Genomic DNA, 17,450 nt, shown 5'->3' with positions numbered 1-17,450 from the left:
AATGACTCATAGTTCAAATAAATATATTTTTTTATTGGCTGCGACGGTACTTTTGAGTGCGTGTGCAGTTAAAAAATACGAACGTCCGGCAACTGTTTCGACAGAAAAGCTCTTTCGTGATAAAACTTCGACAGATTCGACGACAATGGCAGATATGCCGTGGCAAAGTGTTTTTAAAGATCCAAAACTTTCTGCTTTAATTCAGAAAGGAATCGACCAGAATCTCAACCTGAAAAATGCTATCGAAAATATTGTTCAGGCCCGTGCTACTTTGCGTCAAAGCAAATTGGCGTATTATCCCAATTTAAATCTTGATGCCAGTGTTACCCGCAACAAACAATCAGAAGCGGGACTTAACTTTCCACCCGGAATAAATATTAATACATTAACTACAACCTATAAATTAGGTTTAAGCACTTCCTGGGAAGCAGATATCTGGGGGAAATTAAGCAGCTCAAAAAGAGCAGCTTTAGCCTCTTATCTGGCGACTGATGCAGCAAAACAAGCCGTTCAGACACAATTGATTTCGGATATTGCCAACAATTATTTTCTATTGATGGCTTATGATAAACAACTGGCTATTACACAGAAAACGCTGGAAAGCCGTATTGAAAATGTCGAAACAATAAAACTATTAAAAGAAGGAGCAATCGTAACGGGTGCAGCTGTAGTACAAAGTGAGGCAAACCGTTACGCTGCCGAAGTTTCAATACCGGATTTAAAACAAAGAATACGAGAAACCGAAAATGCTTTGAATATTTTAATTGCACAAGCTCCCGGACCAATTGAAAGAGGGATTTTAGATGATCAGCCAATGCCTGAGAATATTAAAACAGGTTTATCATCACAATTGCTTCAAAACCGTCCGGATGTGCGTCAGGCCGAATTCAATTTCAGAGCTGCTTTTGAAAGTACCAACCTGGCACGTACCTATTTCTATCCAAGCCTTACGCTGACAGCCAGTGGCGGACTTTCTAGTTTACAGTTAAAGGACTTCTTTGACCGTTCAATATTTTATTCCATTATCGGAGGATTGACACAGCCACTTTTCAATCAGGGGCAAAACAAAGCCAGACTGACAACTGCACAATCAAAACAATTTCAAGCTTATAATAATTTCCAACAAAGCTTATTGGTAGCAGGTCAGGAAGTATCTAATTCTTTGTATGCCTACCAAATGGCTACAGATAAACTCGAATCAAGAGCGAGACAAATCGAAAATTTAGAGAAAGCAGTCGATTACACCCGTCAACTCTTAGAATACAGTTCTGCAACCAACTATACTGATGTATTAACTTCTGAACAAAATCTTCTGTCAGCACAATTAAGCGGCGTAAATGATAATTTACAAAGACTTCAGGCAATAGTTGAATTATACAGGGCTTTGGGTGGAGGATGGAAATAAACAGTTAAATATAAAATTAAACGTCTCGGTTCTGAGGCGTTTTTTTGTCTTTATATCGGTTGTAAAGTGCTGTACGTCGTCTTTTTTAGTGCTTTCGTATATAGGAAGTTGATAAATTAAAATATTGGCATTAATTTAGATTAGACTATAAATGAAGTTAATAATTAAAAACAAAAAAAGATGAAAAAGATAGTATTCGCCCTAGCACTTTTTATGAGTGTCTTGGCACATTCACAGGTTTCAGTTAATGTAAATATTGGCACACCACCAAACTGGGGGCCAGTAGGATATGATGACAGCAGATATTATTATTTGCCTGATATTGATATTTATTATGATGTAACTCAAAGCCAGTATATTTATTTTAATAATGGAGTTTGGGTTAGAGAAAAAAGAGTACCTGCCCGATACAGAAATTACGATTTTTATTCAGGCTACAAAGTGGTTTTAAGAGATTACAGAGGAAGTAAACCTTACAGTTATCATTCTAAACACAGAGCAGCTTATCCAAAAGGATATGTTGGAAAACCTCAAAAAAACAGAGGTCCAAAACCAGATAAAATTTATAAGTCTGAAGGAAGATATAATCCTCATGATCATAACAACGGGAAAGATAAAGGAAAAGGAAATCCTAAAAATGATCACAACCATTCTCATGGTAATGGTAAACATTAATTTGATTTGTTAAACAGAAACGCCTCCAAATTGGAGGCGTTTTTAATTTACAGCGAAGTATATGTTAAGTTGAAAAAGTCAATCCTTTAGCTTTAAAAGTACTGAATAAAACCTGACGCGCATTGCTGATACTCTCTTCGGTACGATAAATACTGCACCAGAATTTTATGAGTATTTTATATTTTCCTTCGGAAATAGCGCTATAAAAAATTTGAGGAGCTTTTTCCATATTAATGAGAGTCACGTCTTGTAGTGCGTGAATTATAATTTCATTAATACCATCAGGGGTAGTATCACCGCTAACTTCTATTGAAATTTCTACTAATTTGAAGTTGTCAGTATAAGTCCAGTTGGTAATGTTCTGAGACAATAAATTTCCGTTCGGAATAATAATCTCGGCTCCGTTTGGAGCATTGATTTTTGTAGTTCTTAATCCCATAGCTTTTACGCGACCGGATTCAGAACTGATTTCAATAACATCTCCTACCTGAATCGGTTTGTCAAAAATTAAAATAATACCCGATACAAAATTATTGACCACATTCTGAAGCCCTAGTCCAACTCCAACTCCCAAAGCTCCCAAAAGAATGCTTAGTTTGTCCAAAGGCATTCCGGATGCTGCAACAGCCAGTAAATAACCGGAAATTAATACAAGAAGCCTGGTAATCAGTAATTTTGAATGTTGTCTTTTATTGATATTCTCTTCGTTTTCATCTTCAATTTCTCCAAAAAAGTAAGCCACATATTTTTGAAGTAAATGCGCAACCCAAATAATGATAAAAAACAACACAATATTTCCTAAAGTAAAAGTAATGCTTCCGATAGTATTAGGATGGGTGAGGAGTGATGCCAACGAAGAACGAAGCGATTCCCAAATGTTTAAATTAGAAGCAATAACTATAATCCACATATAACTCATCAGAATTATAAATGGCTTTTTTAAAGTATCAGATAAACTTTCATGGTCAAAAATCTTTTCTATTCCACGTTTCACTCTAGTCGTGTAGATCTGCAGAAGAATGATTTCTAAAATGATTTTTAATAGTACACTCAGCGCCACAATCTGCGTAAGCGAAATAAAAGCAGTCAGGCTGAGCATATTGGAAAGCGATACTCGTCCGAAAAGGTTATACAGTATCGACAATCCATTTAATCCAACAAAAAGTATACTGGCCCATTTAAAGAAAGCTTTTATATACAATTGGTCCTTTAAACTTTTGATTTGTATAAGACCGTAGCGGATTCCCAAAATATTGATGATTATAAAGGCACAACGCTGCAACAATCCAACTTCTATAAATAAATCCAGAAAACAAAGTGTGATAAACAATCCTAATAGCAAAAGCCAGTTTCGCATTGATGTTCCAGACCATTGATTTTTGAAAAGCAAGGTCAGAATTCCGAGTAAAAGCAATTGCAGAAGCTCTATGAATAGTGCAGGAGCATATAAATTGCTTACAACTGCAATACTGAGTCCTACTACGGCAACCGGAACCAAAATGCCTCTGTTTAAATATTTAAAGTTAAAAAGAAAAAGATTGTCATTGTATCCGTTGGTTTTCAGGTACTTTAAATTACGTGAAATATACCAGCCTAAAAGCCCCATAAAAAACACTAATGTAATGAGTCCGCCAATACGATAACTTAAATAATATTCGGCAACACTTTCTTCAATAACTATTTTTGAGCCAATATTTTGTACCGCTTTTCTCGGGACTGTTTCCGTGATATTCCATAAAAAAGGCTGCTCTTTATGAAACATACTGATTCCGGACTTTTCCAGATTATTTTCGACAGCAATCAAAGCATTCGAAACTGCAATTTTCCGCTGAACCGTAATTCTTTTTTTGTTGTTCAGGATTCCCTGGTTTTTATTCATCAGACTATCCGTGCTCAGATATTTTTTTCTCAGGTTGGCGAATTCTCTTTTAAATTGCTTTCTTCGAATGGTATCTTTTATAAGCGCCATCAAAGTTTTGTCTTTGCGGAGCTCTATAAACCGGCTTTTAATTTTTTCAAGATTTTCGTTTCGCAAATTAATAGCCGTATTTTGTTCTTCTAGATCCAGCTCGATTTCTTTCAGCACCGTATGATACATTTGCTGATTGCGGACATTAGGATTTGCGCCTTTAAGACTTGTCAGGATAAGATCCAGTTTACTTTGCGTTCTTTTGATTTCGCCAAATAAATGGTGAGAAGCACTGTCAAAATCCGCATCGTTATAAGCAGATTCCATTACTTCGCCTGCTTTTTCGATAGCCATTAAATAATCACTGTCTGTGGTAGTTTCTTCAAATAATTTTGAACGGCTTTCTTTTTTAGAAAATGTTGTTTGTGAACTGGCATTCGGAGCATAAATTAAAGTAATTATGGCAACGAACAGATGGAGAAAATTTCTTTTTTGAAACATAATTTTAAATATGAATTGGGTTCTCAAAAGTAATTTTTTTACAAATAAATTTGGATGAATTGTTTAAAAGTTAACTAAAATTTACACTCAATTCATTTATAGAAATGCTTTAAATACTTATGGGATTTAGTAGATAGATATTTTATAAAACTTTAAAGATAACATATAAACCAGTTTATTTGGAGTGTTCTAATTTTGAACTAATTAAAACTAAAAACTATGATACACAAAATTGATACACCGGATAATATAGTTGCTTTTAGGGCTCTTGCAGAAGTAACTAAAGATGATTTTCAGGCAACTGTTGTTCCTGCTATAGATAATTTGGTAAAAAGAATCAATGAAATTAATTTTTTGCTTGTATTGGATACAGATATTGGAAACTTTACTGCAGGTGCATGGTTACAAGATGCGTTAATCGGGCTAAAACATTTGGGGAAATGGAACAGGGCAGCAATTGTTACAGATACAGAAGAGATTATTTCATTTACAAATGGTTTTAGCTATGTAGTTCCGGGAGAATTTCGGGGATTTAAAAAAGCTGAATTTAACAAAGCCCTGAATTGGGTTGAAGGAAATATTTAATTCCTGAAAAGTCATCTTTAAAATTATTCATTATGAGAGCAATATGGACAGGTTCAATTAGTTTCGGTTTAATTAATATTCCGGTTAAATTATTTTCTGCGGTTCAGGAAAGTAGTCTCGACATGGATATGCTCGATAAAAAAGATCATGCCAATATCAAATTCAAACGAGTAAATGAAAATACAGGTAAGGAAATTGATTTTTCGAATATTGTAAAGGGCTATAAAATTGACGATAAATATGTAGTACTTGAAGATTCAGATTTTGAAGCTGCAGATGCTGTTAAAACAAAGACGATTGATATTCAGAGTTTTGTTGATGAAAAAGAGATTGCAAGTCTTTATTATGAACAGCCATATTATCTTGAACCTGACAAAGGTGCAATGAATGCCTATGCCTTGCTTCGTGATGCTCTTGCTGCTTCAGGAAAAGTTGGAATTACAAGTTTCGTAATGCGTAATAAGGAAGGTCTGGCTATTCTAAAACCATATAAAAATGTTATCGTTTTAAATCGAATTCGTTTTGAACAGGAAATCCGTGCTACGGATGAATTAAAACTTCCGCCTGTTTCTAAGGCAAAAACAAAAGAAATTGATATGGCGAATAAGCTAATTGAACAATTGACTGAAAAGTTTGATATCAGCAATTTTAAAGATGAATATACCGCTAAGCTTTTGGATATCATTAAGAAGAAAGCTAAAGGAAAAGTAACTAAAAAGCCTGCCAAACTGAAAGTAGTTCATAAACAAGGCGATAGTTTAATTGATATGCTCAAAGCAAGTTTAGAGACCAAAAAGAAAAAATCTTCTTAATCTTTTTGGTCTTCAATTTTTTTCAGAATTTTTTTGATATTTGCTCCTTTTGATAAAACAGGAGCCCACAAATCCCCTTTTTTCTCAAATCTTTTTAATACGTTTTTAATAGTAAATTGCGAAGGATGCAGTTTACTGTTTACTTCACTCCATTCTAATGGTGTTGAAACCGTAGCACCTGGTTTGGGTCTTACAGAATAGGGTGCAGCTAAAGTCTGACCGATTCTGTTCTGTAGATAATCGATATAAATTTTATGGTTTCTTTTTTTGATACTGCGTTCCAAAGAGGTAGTTTCCGGCAATCTCGATTGAACCTGCTGTGCAATTAGTTCTGCTAAAATTTTTACCGAATCATAATCGTATTGCTCACCAAGCGGAATGTAAACATGAAGCCCCGAAGCACCCGAAGTTTTGCAATAACATTCTGTTTCCAGTCCATCCATAACATCTTTCACGACTAAAGCTGTTTCTACAACAACAGAAAAATCTTGCTGATCAGGGTCAATATCGATTACGAGCCAGTCGGGATTTTCGATATTTTGAATGGTCGAATTCCACGGGTTTATTTCGATACAGCCTAAATTAGCCATATAAATAAGTGTTTCTTTATTATTACAAATCAAATAGTTAATATTTTCATTATTTGATTCAGAAAAGATTTTTTTAGTTTTTAGCCAGGAAGGTGTTTTTTCTGTGTCAACATCTTTTTGATAGAAACTTGGAGCATCAATCCCGTTTGGATATCGGTTCATCGATTCAGGACGATTTTTAAGATAAGGCAATATCAAATCGGCTACTTCATTATAATATTGGACAACATCTCCTTTGCTGATACCGTCTTTCGGAAAATATATTTTGTTCTGATTGGTTAAATGAAGTACCGTTTTTCCAATTTTCAAATCATAATCGTTTTCGGTTTTATTTTTGGTTTTATTTTTTTTGGTTTCAGTTTCCATAACTTCTTCTTTTGTTACTAAATTCTGATTTTTAATATTGTAAGGAGTAAAAACCTCGCTGGCTTTTTTGTCTATTCGCAATCCAAGATATACCGGATGTCTTAGGTGCTTGTCTTGAGTCCATTCAGAAAACTTAACCTGGCAGACTATTTTTGGTTTAACCCATTGTATTTTGTCACGTAATCCTGTTTTTTCTGTCAGTACTGCATTGTCAGTGAAGTGAGGCTTTAGTTTGCTATGTAATTCTTTTAGGGTATCTTCTGTAAAACCGGTTCCGCATTTCCCTATAAAATGCAATTTCTTGCCATAGTATTGACCTAACAATATTGCTCCAAAAAACTTCCGTGAGTTTTTAGGTTCCGTTATTCCAATGATAATCGCTTCTTCCTGATTTGCTGCTTTTATTTTTAGCCAGTCATTACTGCGCCTGTTTACTTCATAAGTACTGTCAGCTCTTTTAGCTACAATACCTTCCTCTTTGTTTTTAATGGCAAGATCAAATAATTCCATTCCGTTTTCAATTATGTGATCCGAATAAAAAACATTTGTAAAATCATATTTATTAAAAAGGATTTTCAAGAGCTCTTTTCTGTCAAGCAGCGATAATTCTGTAGTTGAATTTCCATCCAGATTCATAAGATCAAAAACATAATATTTCAACTCTCCGGAACCTGTTTTAAGGTAATTTTGAAGCAACTGAAAATTTGCTTTACCTGATTCATCCTCAACCACCACTTCACCATCTAAGATAGCAGTATGATCTATTTTTTTTAAATCTTCAGCTACAGCTTTAAAATTGATATTAAAAGAAATTTCATTGCGACTGAATAGCTTTACTTCAGGAGGATTTATTATTGCAATAGTGCGATATCCGTCGTATTTATTTTCAAAAATCCAGTTCGGGTCATTAAAAGGTTTTTCTTTTGTGTTGGCTAACATCGGTTTAACAAAAATTGCTTTTTCAACCTCATCATTCTTTTTTTTGAAGATGTTTCTTTTTTGGCAGCTGGAACTACTTTCTTAGATTTCTCCTCCAGTTCTTCCAAAGATCGTTTCGAGAGTACCGATTTATTTTTTTCTAAAATATCGGCATCCGTTGCATATTTGTCATTTTTTTGATTAACAGCCAGGCGTTTTCCTGTTTTCCTTTTAGTTTTACCAAAGAAAATTCTCCTTTAAGTTTTTTGCCTTTTAAAATAAAACTTAAACGGCCTTTTTTGAGATCAGCCAACAGCGCTTTTTCCGGAGTGATTGTTTCCTTGTCATAACTATAGGTTCCGTTATCCCAAACAATTACATTTCCTGCTCCGTAATTACCTTCGGGAATGATACCTTCAAAATCTTTATAGCTGTACGGATGATCTTCAACCATCATAGCCAGACGTTTATCATCCGGATTCATTGAAGGGCCTTTGGGAACAGCCCAGCTTTTTAATACTCCGTTCATTTCAAGTCTAAAATCATAATGCAGGTGAGAAGCGGCATGTTTTTGTACGACAAAAATAAGTTCGCTTTCAGACTTTTCAACCTTTCCCTTTGGTTCCTTAGTTTGCTTGAAATCTCTTTTCTGATTGTATTTAGATAGTGACATTGGACTTCGCGATTAAGATGATGGTTAAGGTAAGATAATAAAACAATGCTGCTACAATACCGAAAATGATGTGGGCAAAGAAAAGCTGAATGTAATAGCCTTTAAAATCAATATGAGGCTTATAATCAGCTAATTTAAATAGTATCATCCAGCCTGCAATTCCAATAATTCCGCATATGCTTCCTAATAAAAAAGCATTCAATAAGGATAAACTTAAAATGTGATTCACCCATAAAATATGGTATGTGTAAACAAATATAAATCCGATAAAATAATGTAATATCCATGCTAAAGTTGCCTTTCCTTTATCTGAAACATCAATTTTTAGCTGCTTTAAGAGAAATGTTAACAGCACGGGTTCTTTATACAGTTCCCTGAAACTTGCTGATACAGCATAGCTGAACAGTGTCATAGCAGATGTTGCTGCAAATGTGGCTATTAAAATTTGTAAAATTGCATAGATATCCATAAGTATACTTTTAATAGTTAATAGATCAGGAGTAAAAATTAAGTGCCTGCTTAACACTAAATTTTGGTATTATAAATAATTTCCACTAATCTTAAAGAAATTAAAGATGCTAAAAGCCTTAAAATGAATTGCTTTGCACTATCAAATTTATATTTCTCAATAGTTTTTTATTTATACAATTAAGATTTCACTTTATATAATTACAAGTATAGAATTGACATGTTTTTTTGAAACTAAATATTTGCATTGCTGATGATATTATAGGATATAGATTTCAAAAATCTATATTTTAAATAATTAGAGTAGTTACAGTTAAAAATTTATTTAGTATTTATTTGAATTTAATTTAGTCAACAAAAAGTATATGTTTATACAACTGGATATAAAATAAATGTTTTTTTAAAAGTTGTTTATATAACAATTTGTAATAAAAATATATTTTTAAAATATTTTACACAACCGATTGTTTTTATTATTACTTTAGCGCCAAATTAAATGGCAAAGGATTATTTAAAGCCATGTATTAAAAACTAAACTAACTAATACATAACCACACAATTAAAATAAATGAATTTATCTTCTCAAAAATTATCTATTAAAGAAAAAATAGGGTACAGTCTGGGTGATTTAGCAGCCAACTTAGTTTTTCAGACCTTAATGACCTATCTGGCTTATTTTTATACAGATATATACGGATTATCACCAACACATTCGTCTATAATTATGTTGGTTGTAGGACTCATTGCAGCTTTTGTATTTAATCCTATAATTGGTGCAATTGCTGACAGAACCCATACAAAATGGGGTAAATTTCGTCCCTGGATTTTATGGACATCTGTTCCTTTAGGGGTTATTGCTCTTTTAGCATTTACAACACCTGATTTTTCGTATCAGGGTAAAGTAATTTATGCAATTCTGACTTATTCATTTCTTTTATTGTTTTATGCAGCTAATAATTTGCCTTATTCAGCATTAAGCGGTGTTATAACAGGGGATATGAGAGAAAGAAACAGTATGTCTTCATATCGTTTTGTTGCTGTAATGTTTGCTCAGTTTTTTGTTCAGGTTTTTATGCTTGGAATTATTAAAAGTGCCGGAAATGGTGATAAAGCAATTGGTATCGAAAAAGTAATGACTGCTTTAGCAATAATTGGAACTATCATGCTGCTGATAACTTTTGTAACTACTAAAGAACGAATCGTACCAAAACCAGAACAAAAATCAAGCGTAAAAGAGGACTTATTAGATTTAGCCAAAAACAAGCCATGGATTATTATGCTGGCGCTTACTTTATTGGTTTTTATAACACTTGCAATTAAAGGAGGTTCTTATGTGTATTATTTTGAGAATTATGTAAATAAACAGGAACTCGCTAGTTTTATACAGCCTATCTTAGATTTTCTGTCAGTAATAGGGCTGAATACCTTTGGGAATGATCCTGTGTCTGCCGGATTTGGTTTGTTTAATGCCGGAGGTATTATTTTTATGATAGTGGGAATTACATTATCAAAAAGATTTGCTGACAAGTATGGTAAAAGAAATGTTTTTAGACTGTTTTTATTTATTTCTACCTTATTTGTTATTGCTTTTTATTTCTTTTCTCCAACCTCAGTGAGCCTGATGTTTTTTTCTCAGATTTTTCATGGGTTTTTCTACGGAATTACGATTCCATTGCTTTGGGCAATGATAGCAGATGTAGCTGATTATTCTGAATGGAAAAATAACCGTCGTGCAACAGCAATTATATTTTCGGCAATGATGGTGGGATTAAAAGCAGGATTAAGTATTGGAGGCGCGTTAACAACATCACTTTTAGGACATTTTGATTATGTTCCAAATTCAGCACAACAAACAGATATTGCCATTAACGGTATTAAATTATTAGTAAGCATCTTTCCGGCAATACCTTTTTTAATTGGTGTAGGATTATTGTTTTTCTATGAAATTGACAAAGAAATGGAAGTACAGATAGAGGCTGATTTAAAAGAACGAAGATTATAAAATTATACTATTATTTAAAACAAAAGAAACTATGCCTGAGGATAGCATTGAACACATTAATTTTGAGGTAATCAATAAAATTGCCATATCAGAACCATTAGTTAAACATATGTACACGGCCGATCCTTCGGCACATGTATTTAACGGAAAAATTTATATATATCCATCGCACGACATTGATGCCGGGATTCCTTTTAACGATAACGGTGACCATTTTGGTATGGAGGATTATCATGTGTTCTCTATGGAAAGTATAGATTCTGAAGTAATAGATAATGGAGTTGCATTGCATGTGAAAGATGTTCCATGGGCTGAGAAACAAATGTGGGCTCCTGATGCTTCCTGTAAGAATGGTAAATATTATTTGTATTTTCCGGCCAAACGTGCCGACGGAATTTTCCAGATTGGAGTTGCTATAAGTGATTCTCCTACCGGTCCATTTATTCCTGAGCCGGAAGCAATTAAGGGCAGTTATTCAATTGATCCTGCAGTTTTTGAAGACGAAGATGGAAAATTTTATCTTTATTTTGGAGGAATTTGGGGTGGCCAGCTTCAAAAATACCGAAACAATAAATTCTCTGAAGAAAATGAAGAACCGGGTAAAAATGAGCCTGCATTAGGACCAATAGTAGGGTTGCTTACAGATGACATGACTCAATTTAATGAGTCTCCCAGAGAAATTAAGATTCTTGATAAAAATGGTGATGTATTATTAGCCGGAAACAATGAACAGCGTTTCTTTGAAGGTCCATGGATGCACAAATACAATGGTAAGTATTATTTTTCATATTCTACTGGTGATACTCACTTTATTTGTTATGCAATTGGTGACAATCCATATGGCCCATTTACGTATCAGGGGAGGATTTTAAATCCTGTAATTGGCTGGACTTCACACCATTCTATCTGTGAAGTTGATGGGAAATGGTATCTTTTTTATCATGATTCCAGTCTTTCAAAAGGTATAACCCATTTGAGATCGATAAAAGTAACTGAAATTACTTATAATGAAGATGGTTCAATCAATACAATTGATCCATACGGTAAAAATTTATAGATACTTGGATTTATAATTTTAATCAAATTTACAATTAGCTAATTGCACAATTAAGCATATTTTAGATTTATATTTTTGAGAATAATAGGATAAAATATGCTTATTGTTGTAATTTGTTGATTATGTTATAAAATCTCTTTCATAAGGAAAAAATTATATAGAAAATATTTTTTTAAATAAATAAAAGATTTAAATTAGCATACCAGAACAGAACGGAACAGTATGCTAAAGGAAGAACAGGAAAAGTTTGTATTTGTAATTAATCATGATAGTGATATTCCGAAATACCAGCAATTGGTTAACGGTATAAATAATGCGATTGCAGAGAATATTTTACAGAAAGGGGATTTGCTTCCGTCAGTAAATGCAATTTGCAAAGAAAATCAGTTATCAAGAGATACTGTTTTTAAAGCATATTCAATTTTAAAAGATCAGAAAGTAATTGATTCTGTTCCGAATAAAGGATATTATGTTTCAGGAGAAACCAGAAAAGTGCTTTTGGTATTAGATACTTTTAAAGCATATAAGGAGGTTTTATATCACTCATTTGTGAATAATTTACCAGACAATATTATTACTGATGTACAATTTCATCATTATAATGTTGAAGTTTTTAAAACGATTATCAATAATAGTGTCGGAAAGTATTATAAGTATGTAGTAATGAATTTTGATGATAAAGAGGTGTCAACAACTTTATCGGCTATTTCGAATGATAAATTGCTTTTGATTGACTGGAATATACATTCGAAAAAAGAAAATAATTATGTTTTTCAGGATTTTGGAAAAGCATTTTACAATGCATTGAAAGAAGCTATTGATTTGTTTAAAAAATATAAAAGCATCTGTTTTGTTTATCCGGATTACACGAATCATCCAAAAGAAACACTGGAGAGCTTTAAGAAATTCTGTATCGATTTTAATTTTAAAAATGAAATTATTACAGATCCGAAAAAGTTTGATATTGAAAAAGGAATCGCTTATATAAGTATCAGTGACAGGATTTTAGGACACTTTTTAGAACAATGTAAAGAGAAAGAATTCGAGCCTGGTCAGGATGTTGGTTTTTTGTCTTATAATGAAACACCAATGAAAAAATTTATTTATAAAGGAATTTCGGTTATTTCAACTGATTTTAAAGAAATAGGAACAAAAGCAGCAGCATTTATTACAAATGACGAAGTAGTTCAGTGTTATGTACCAACAAGTTTAATATTAAGAGAATCATTATAAAATTATGTATTATATAGGATATGATATTGGAAGCTCTTCGGTCAAGGTTGCCCTGGTTGAAGCAGCAACAGGAAAAAAAGTAATTGTATTAAATGAGCCACAAAACGAAATGGAAATTTCGTCATTACAGCCAGACTGGGCTGAACAGGATCCTGAAATGTGGTGGCAGTACATTTGTACAGCAACGAAAAGAGCAATCAAGGATGCTAATATTGACGCTTCTAAAATTCAGGGAATTGGTATTTCTTATCAAATGCATGGATTGGTTATTGTAGACAAAGACGGGAATTCGCTGCGTAACTCTATTATCTGGTGTGACAGCCGTGCTGTTGAAATTGGAAATAAAGCTTACGCTGAAATCGGAGCTGAAAAATGTGCTGAGCATTTGTTGAATTCGCCAGGGAATTTCACCGCTTCAAAATTGAAATGGGTTAAAGAAAATGAACCTGAAGTTTACAGTAAAATTGCTAAATACATGCTTCCCGGAGATTACATCGCTTTGAAATTAACTGGCGAGGTGACAACAACTAAAAATGGGTTATCAGAGGGAATGCTTTGGGATTACAAAGAAAATAAAGTAGCGGACTGGCTTTTGGATTATTACGGAATCAATCCATCACTGACGCCAAATATTGTAGAAAATTTCACAAATCAGGGCATAGTTACCGAAAAAGGTTCAAAGGAATCAGGACTTCCTGTTGGAATTCCAATTGTTTACAGAGCAGGAGATCAGCCTAACAACGCATTATCACTTAATGTATTGCGTCCGGGGGAAGTCGCGGCAACCGGAGGTACATCTGGAGTTTTTTATGCGGTTACGGAAACCAATTCGGGTAAAAGCACACGTGTAAACAACTTCGTTCATGTAAATTATTCAGAATCAAATCCGAGAGTTGGAAAATTGCTGAATATAAACGGAGCAGGAATCCAATATAGATGGATGCGTACTAATACCGGAAATGAGTCGTATGAAGAAATGAACGAAAAAGCGTCTCAGGTAAATGTGGGGTCACAAGGATTAGTTGTTATTCCGTTTGGGAATGGGGCTGAAAGAATGTTCAACAATAAAAATATTGGGTCACATATTTTAAATCTGAATTTTAATATTCATACAAACGCTCATTTATACAGAGCATCTCTGGAGGCAATTGCGTTTTCGTTTGTATATGGAATGGAATGTCTGAAAGATGATAATGCGAAGATTAATGTGATCAGAGCCGGAAATGATAATTTATTTCGTTCAGAAATTTTCTCAAACACTGTAGCAACTTTAATTGGCCACGAAATCGAAATTTATAATACAACGGGAGCTGTTGGAGCAGCCAGAGCAGTTGGCTTAACTGATGGTGATTTCGAAAAATTTGGTTCAGCAATTACAACTAATGATCACGTAATGACCTTTTTACCTTTAAAAAACAAAGAAGAATATGAAAAGGCTTATCAAAACTGGAAAAAAGAATTAGAATTAATATTAACAAATAAATAAAAAAATAAAAATGATAACTTTAGGAAATAAAGAATACTACAAAGGTATTGGCGAAATTAAATTTGAGGGTGCAGCATCTGATAACCCTTTAGCATTTAAATACTATAACCCGGATCAGGTTGTTGCCGGAAAAACAATGCGTGAACACTTTAGATTTGCGATTGCTTACTGGCATACTTTCTGCGGACAAGGAAGCGATCCATTCGGACCAGGGACACAGAATTTTGCATGGGATCAATCTTCAGATCCTTATCAGGCTGCAAAGGATAAAGCAGATGCTGCTTTTGAATTTATTAGTAAAATGGGATTCGACTATTTTTGTTTCCATGATTACGATTTGATTGCTGAAGGACCAACTTTTGCTGAATCAGAGAAGCGATTAGCATTCATTACAGAATACTTAAAAGAGAAAAAAGCAGCCTCAGGGATAAAATTACTTTGGGGAACTTCAAACTGTTTCTCAAACCCAAGATTCATGAACGGAGCGGCTACAAACCCAGATTTTAATGTTGTGGCAAGAGCCGGAGGACAAGTAAAATTAGCTTTGGATGCTACAATCGCTCTTGATGGGGAAAACTACGTATTCTGGGGTGGTAGAGAAGGTTATATGTCTTTATTAAACACAGATATGGGAAGAGAATTAGACCACATGGCACAATTCTTAACAATGTCAAGAGACTACGCAAGAGCACAAGGTTTTAAAGGAACTTTCTTTATCGAGCCAAAACCAATGGAGCCATCTAAACACCAATATGATTTCGATTCTGCAACAGCAATTGGATTTTTAAAAGAGTATGGTTTAGATAAAGATTTCAAAATCAATATAGAGGTAAATCACGCTACATTGGCTCAGCATACTTTCCAACATGAAATTGAAGTTGCTGCAAAAGCAGGTATGTTAGGTAGTATAGATGCGAACAGAGGTGATTACCAAAATGGTTGGGATACAGACCAGTTCCCGAATAACATTCAGGAAACAACTGAAGCGATGTTGGTTTTCTTGAAAGCTGGCGGATTACAAGGCGGAGGAGTTAACTTTGATGCAAAAATCAGAAGAAACTCTACAGACTTAGAAGATGTTTTCTTAGCACACATTGGCGGTGCAGATACTTTTGCAAGAGCATTACTGACAGCTGATAAAATCATCACTTCTTCTCCTTACGAGAAATTAAGAAAAGAAAGATACAGCTCATTCGATTCAGGAAAAGGTAAAGATTTTGCTGACGGAAAATTAAACCTTAAAGATTTATACGATATCGCAAACCAAAATGGAGAACTAACTCTTCAAAGCGGTAAACAGGAATTGTTTGAAAACATCATCAATCAATACATTTAATTGATTTAATAAAGAAACTTTTCGCTTATCAAAAACCGAAATCATGATTGTTTTGTAATTTTTTTATCTCTGACAAATATTTTTGGTTAGTGTATTTGCCGGAGAAAATTCAGTGGATTACTTAGTAATTTTTGACCGTTGATACTAAATAATCAACGGTCATATCACTGGATTTTACAAAAAATGTTTGAAACAAGTTTTTACGGTGATTTTCTTCACCATCTTTCGTTATACATAAAATTTATTTATTTCCAGTTCATTTATTAAATGAGGATTAAAACACTATTATTAATCAAAAAGAAAAACCACAACTAATGAAATTTTTTATAGACACCGCAAATTTAGAAGATATTAAAGAAGCCCAGGCCATGGGAGTTTTAGACGGAGTTACAACAAATCCTTCATTGATGGCTAAAGAAGGCATTACAGGAAAAGATAACATTTTGAAGCATTATCTTGATATTTGCAATATTGTTGATGGAGATGTTTCTGCCGAAGTTATTTCTACAGATTATGAAGGAATGGTTAGGGAAGGAGAAGAACTGGCAGCTTTACATAAACAGATTGTTGTAAAACTACCTATGATTGGCGATGGCGTAAAAGCCTGTAAATATTTTTCTTCAAAAGGAATCAGAACGAATGTGACTTTGGTATTCTCGGCAGGTCAGGCGTTATTAGCTGCAAAAGCTGGGGCTACTTATGTTTCTCCTTTTTTAGGAAGATTGGATGATGTTTCTACAGATGGAATGAATCTAATTGCCGAAATCAGACAGATTTACGACAATTATAATTATGAAACACAGATACTTTCAGCCTCTGTAAGGCATACCATGCATATTGTAAACTGTGCCAAAATCGGATCAGATGTAATGACCGGACCTTTGTCTGCAATTAAAGGTTTATTAAAACATCCACTTACAGATATTGGTTTAAAACAATTTGTTGAAGATGCAAAAAAAATGAATCTGTAAATAAGTTTTAATTGTATTTTATTTTATTAAATCAAGTTGTTTGATAAAGAGGTAAAGGCAATTTCATAATTCTTAGCTATAAAAAAGTTTATACAAGATTTTAGATAAACTTTCTTTAATAAAACCATATTAAATCTCAATTTCATGTGAGGTTTGATATGGTTTTTTTATTTTTAGTATAGTATATAAACTTTATTAACTGAAAAAAGCTTCAGTATTTTCAGATTATGAATAACTTCATTTTTAATATAATTAAAAGGGTTAATAATCCTGATAACATTCCCAAATAAATTATCAAATTTACCCTAACAGCTTCTTCATAGTTAAGGGTGATTTCTAATCAATAGATTAACAATTATTTTCAATTTAAAGCAATGGATAATATGTCCATAGTTTTGAATAATGCGTCCATTTCTTAGATATTCTTTCAGAGTAATTTTATCATTAATTAATCATTGTGGTT

General features: G+C 33.3%; 14 protein-coding genes. 10 read left to right on the top strand and 4 right to left on the bottom strand.

All coding sequences use genetic code 11. From position 1 onward, the window contains the following. Position 1: 1 nt before the first annotated feature. Positions 2 to 1,405 (top strand): efflux transporter outer membrane subunit, encoded by a 1,404-nt coding sequence (locus P5P89_RS20480; RefSeq protein WP_278009994.1) that lies wholly within the window; start codon positions 2 to 4, stop codon positions 1,403 to 1,405. 180 nt (positions 1,406 to 1,585) lie between these two features. Then, the gene (locus tag P5P89_RS20475; RefSeq protein WP_278009993.1) at positions 1,586 to 2,080 is read left to right on the top strand and encodes a hypothetical protein; all 495 of its coding nucleotides are present in this window, start codon (positions 1,586 to 1,588) and stop codon (positions 2,078 to 2,080) included. Between the two features lie 64 nt (positions 2,081 to 2,144). Here the strand turns inward: P5P89_RS20475 and P5P89_RS20470 are convergent, their stop codons facing one another. After that, positions 2,145 to 4,490, bottom strand: coding sequence for a mechanosensitive ion channel family protein (locus tag P5P89_RS20470; RefSeq protein WP_278009992.1), 2,346 nt, complete (start codon positions 4,488 to 4,490; stop codon positions 2,145 to 2,147). Positions 4,491 to 4,709: 219 nt separating this feature from the next. Here P5P89_RS20470 and P5P89_RS20465 point away from each other — a divergent pair, with 219 nt between their 5' ends. Next, the gene (locus P5P89_RS20465) at positions 4,710 to 5,075 is read left to right on the top strand and encodes a SpoIIAA family protein (RefSeq protein ID WP_278009991.1); all 366 of its coding nucleotides are present in this window, start codon (positions 4,710 to 4,712) and stop codon (positions 5,073 to 5,075) included. Positions 5,076 to 5,107: 32 nt separating this feature from the next. Further along, a complete protein-coding gene (gene ku, locus P5P89_RS20460) occupies positions 5,108 to 5,887 on the top strand; it encodes a non-homologous end joining protein Ku (RefSeq protein WP_278009990.1) in 780 nt (259 codons plus the stop codon). On the opposite strand, the gene ligD is transcribed toward ku, so the two are convergent. The 3 genes from ligD to P5P89_RS20445 form a co-directional block, all read right to left on the bottom strand. After that, complete coding sequence (gene ligD / locus P5P89_RS20455; RefSeq protein WP_278009989.1) at positions 5,884 to 7,782, bottom strand: DNA ligase D; 1,899 nt, start codon at positions 7,780 to 7,782, stop codon at positions 5,884 to 5,886. The genes ku and ligD overlap by 4 nt on opposite strands. A gap of 139 nt (positions 7,783 to 7,921) precedes the next feature. Continuing rightward, entirely contained in the window at positions 7,922 to 8,434 is a 513-nt protein-coding gene (locus P5P89_RS20450; protein WP_278009988.1) for a DNA polymerase ligase N-terminal domain-containing protein, read from the bottom strand. Then, the gene (locus P5P89_RS20445; protein ID WP_278009987.1) at positions 8,421 to 8,903 is read right to left on the bottom strand and encodes a hypothetical protein; all 483 of its coding nucleotides are present in this window, start codon (positions 8,901 to 8,903) and stop codon (positions 8,421 to 8,423) included. Before P5P89_RS20445 ends, P5P89_RS20450 begins: the two co-directional genes overlap by 14 nt. Before the next feature lie 567 nt (positions 8,904 to 9,470). Between P5P89_RS20445 and P5P89_RS20440 the strand changes: the two genes are divergently transcribed. From P5P89_RS20440 to fsa, 6 genes are all read left to right on the top strand, one after another. After that, positions 9,471 to 10,904 carry an MFS transporter gene (locus tag P5P89_RS20440; protein ID WP_278009986.1) on the top strand — a complete coding sequence of 478 codons (1,434 nt, stop codon included), beginning with the start codon at positions 9,471 to 9,473 and terminating at the stop codon, positions 10,902 to 10,904. A 31-nt stretch (positions 10,905 to 10,935) separates the two neighbouring features. After that, complete coding sequence (locus P5P89_RS20435) at positions 10,936 to 11,961, top strand: glycoside hydrolase family 43 protein (RefSeq protein ID WP_278009985.1); 1,026 nt, start codon at positions 10,936 to 10,938, stop codon at positions 11,959 to 11,961. Positions 11,962 to 12,183: 222 nt separating this feature from the next. After that, positions 12,184 to 13,194 carry a GntR family transcriptional regulator gene (locus tag P5P89_RS20430; protein WP_278009984.1) on the top strand — a complete coding sequence of 337 codons (1,011 nt, stop codon included), beginning with the start codon at positions 12,184 to 12,186 and terminating at the stop codon, positions 13,192 to 13,194. A gap of 4 nt (positions 13,195 to 13,198) precedes the next feature. After that, on the top strand, positions 13,199 to 14,680 hold the full coding sequence (locus tag P5P89_RS20425) for a xylulokinase (protein ID WP_278009983.1): 1,482 nt from the start codon (positions 13,199 to 13,201) through the stop codon (positions 14,678 to 14,680). A 10-nt stretch (positions 14,681 to 14,690) separates the two neighbouring features. After that, a complete protein-coding gene (gene xylA, locus P5P89_RS20420) occupies positions 14,691 to 16,016 on the top strand; it encodes a xylose isomerase (protein WP_278009982.1) in 1,326 nt (441 codons plus the stop codon). Between the two features lie 314 nt (positions 16,017 to 16,330). Beyond that, the gene (fsa, locus tag P5P89_RS20415) at positions 16,331 to 16,987 is read left to right on the top strand and encodes a fructose-6-phosphate aldolase (RefSeq protein ID WP_278009981.1); all 657 of its coding nucleotides are present in this window, start codon (positions 16,331 to 16,333) and stop codon (positions 16,985 to 16,987) included. Positions 16,988 to 17,450 lie beyond the last annotated feature (463 nt).

This window comes from Flavobacterium gyeonganense (assembly GCF_029625295.1).
Taxonomy (GTDB): Bacteria; Bacteroidota; Bacteroidia; order Flavobacteriales; family Flavobacteriaceae; genus Flavobacterium; species Flavobacterium gyeonganense.
Note: the sequence above shows the minus strand (reverse complement) of the source record. Positions and strands in the feature narration are given on the sequence as shown.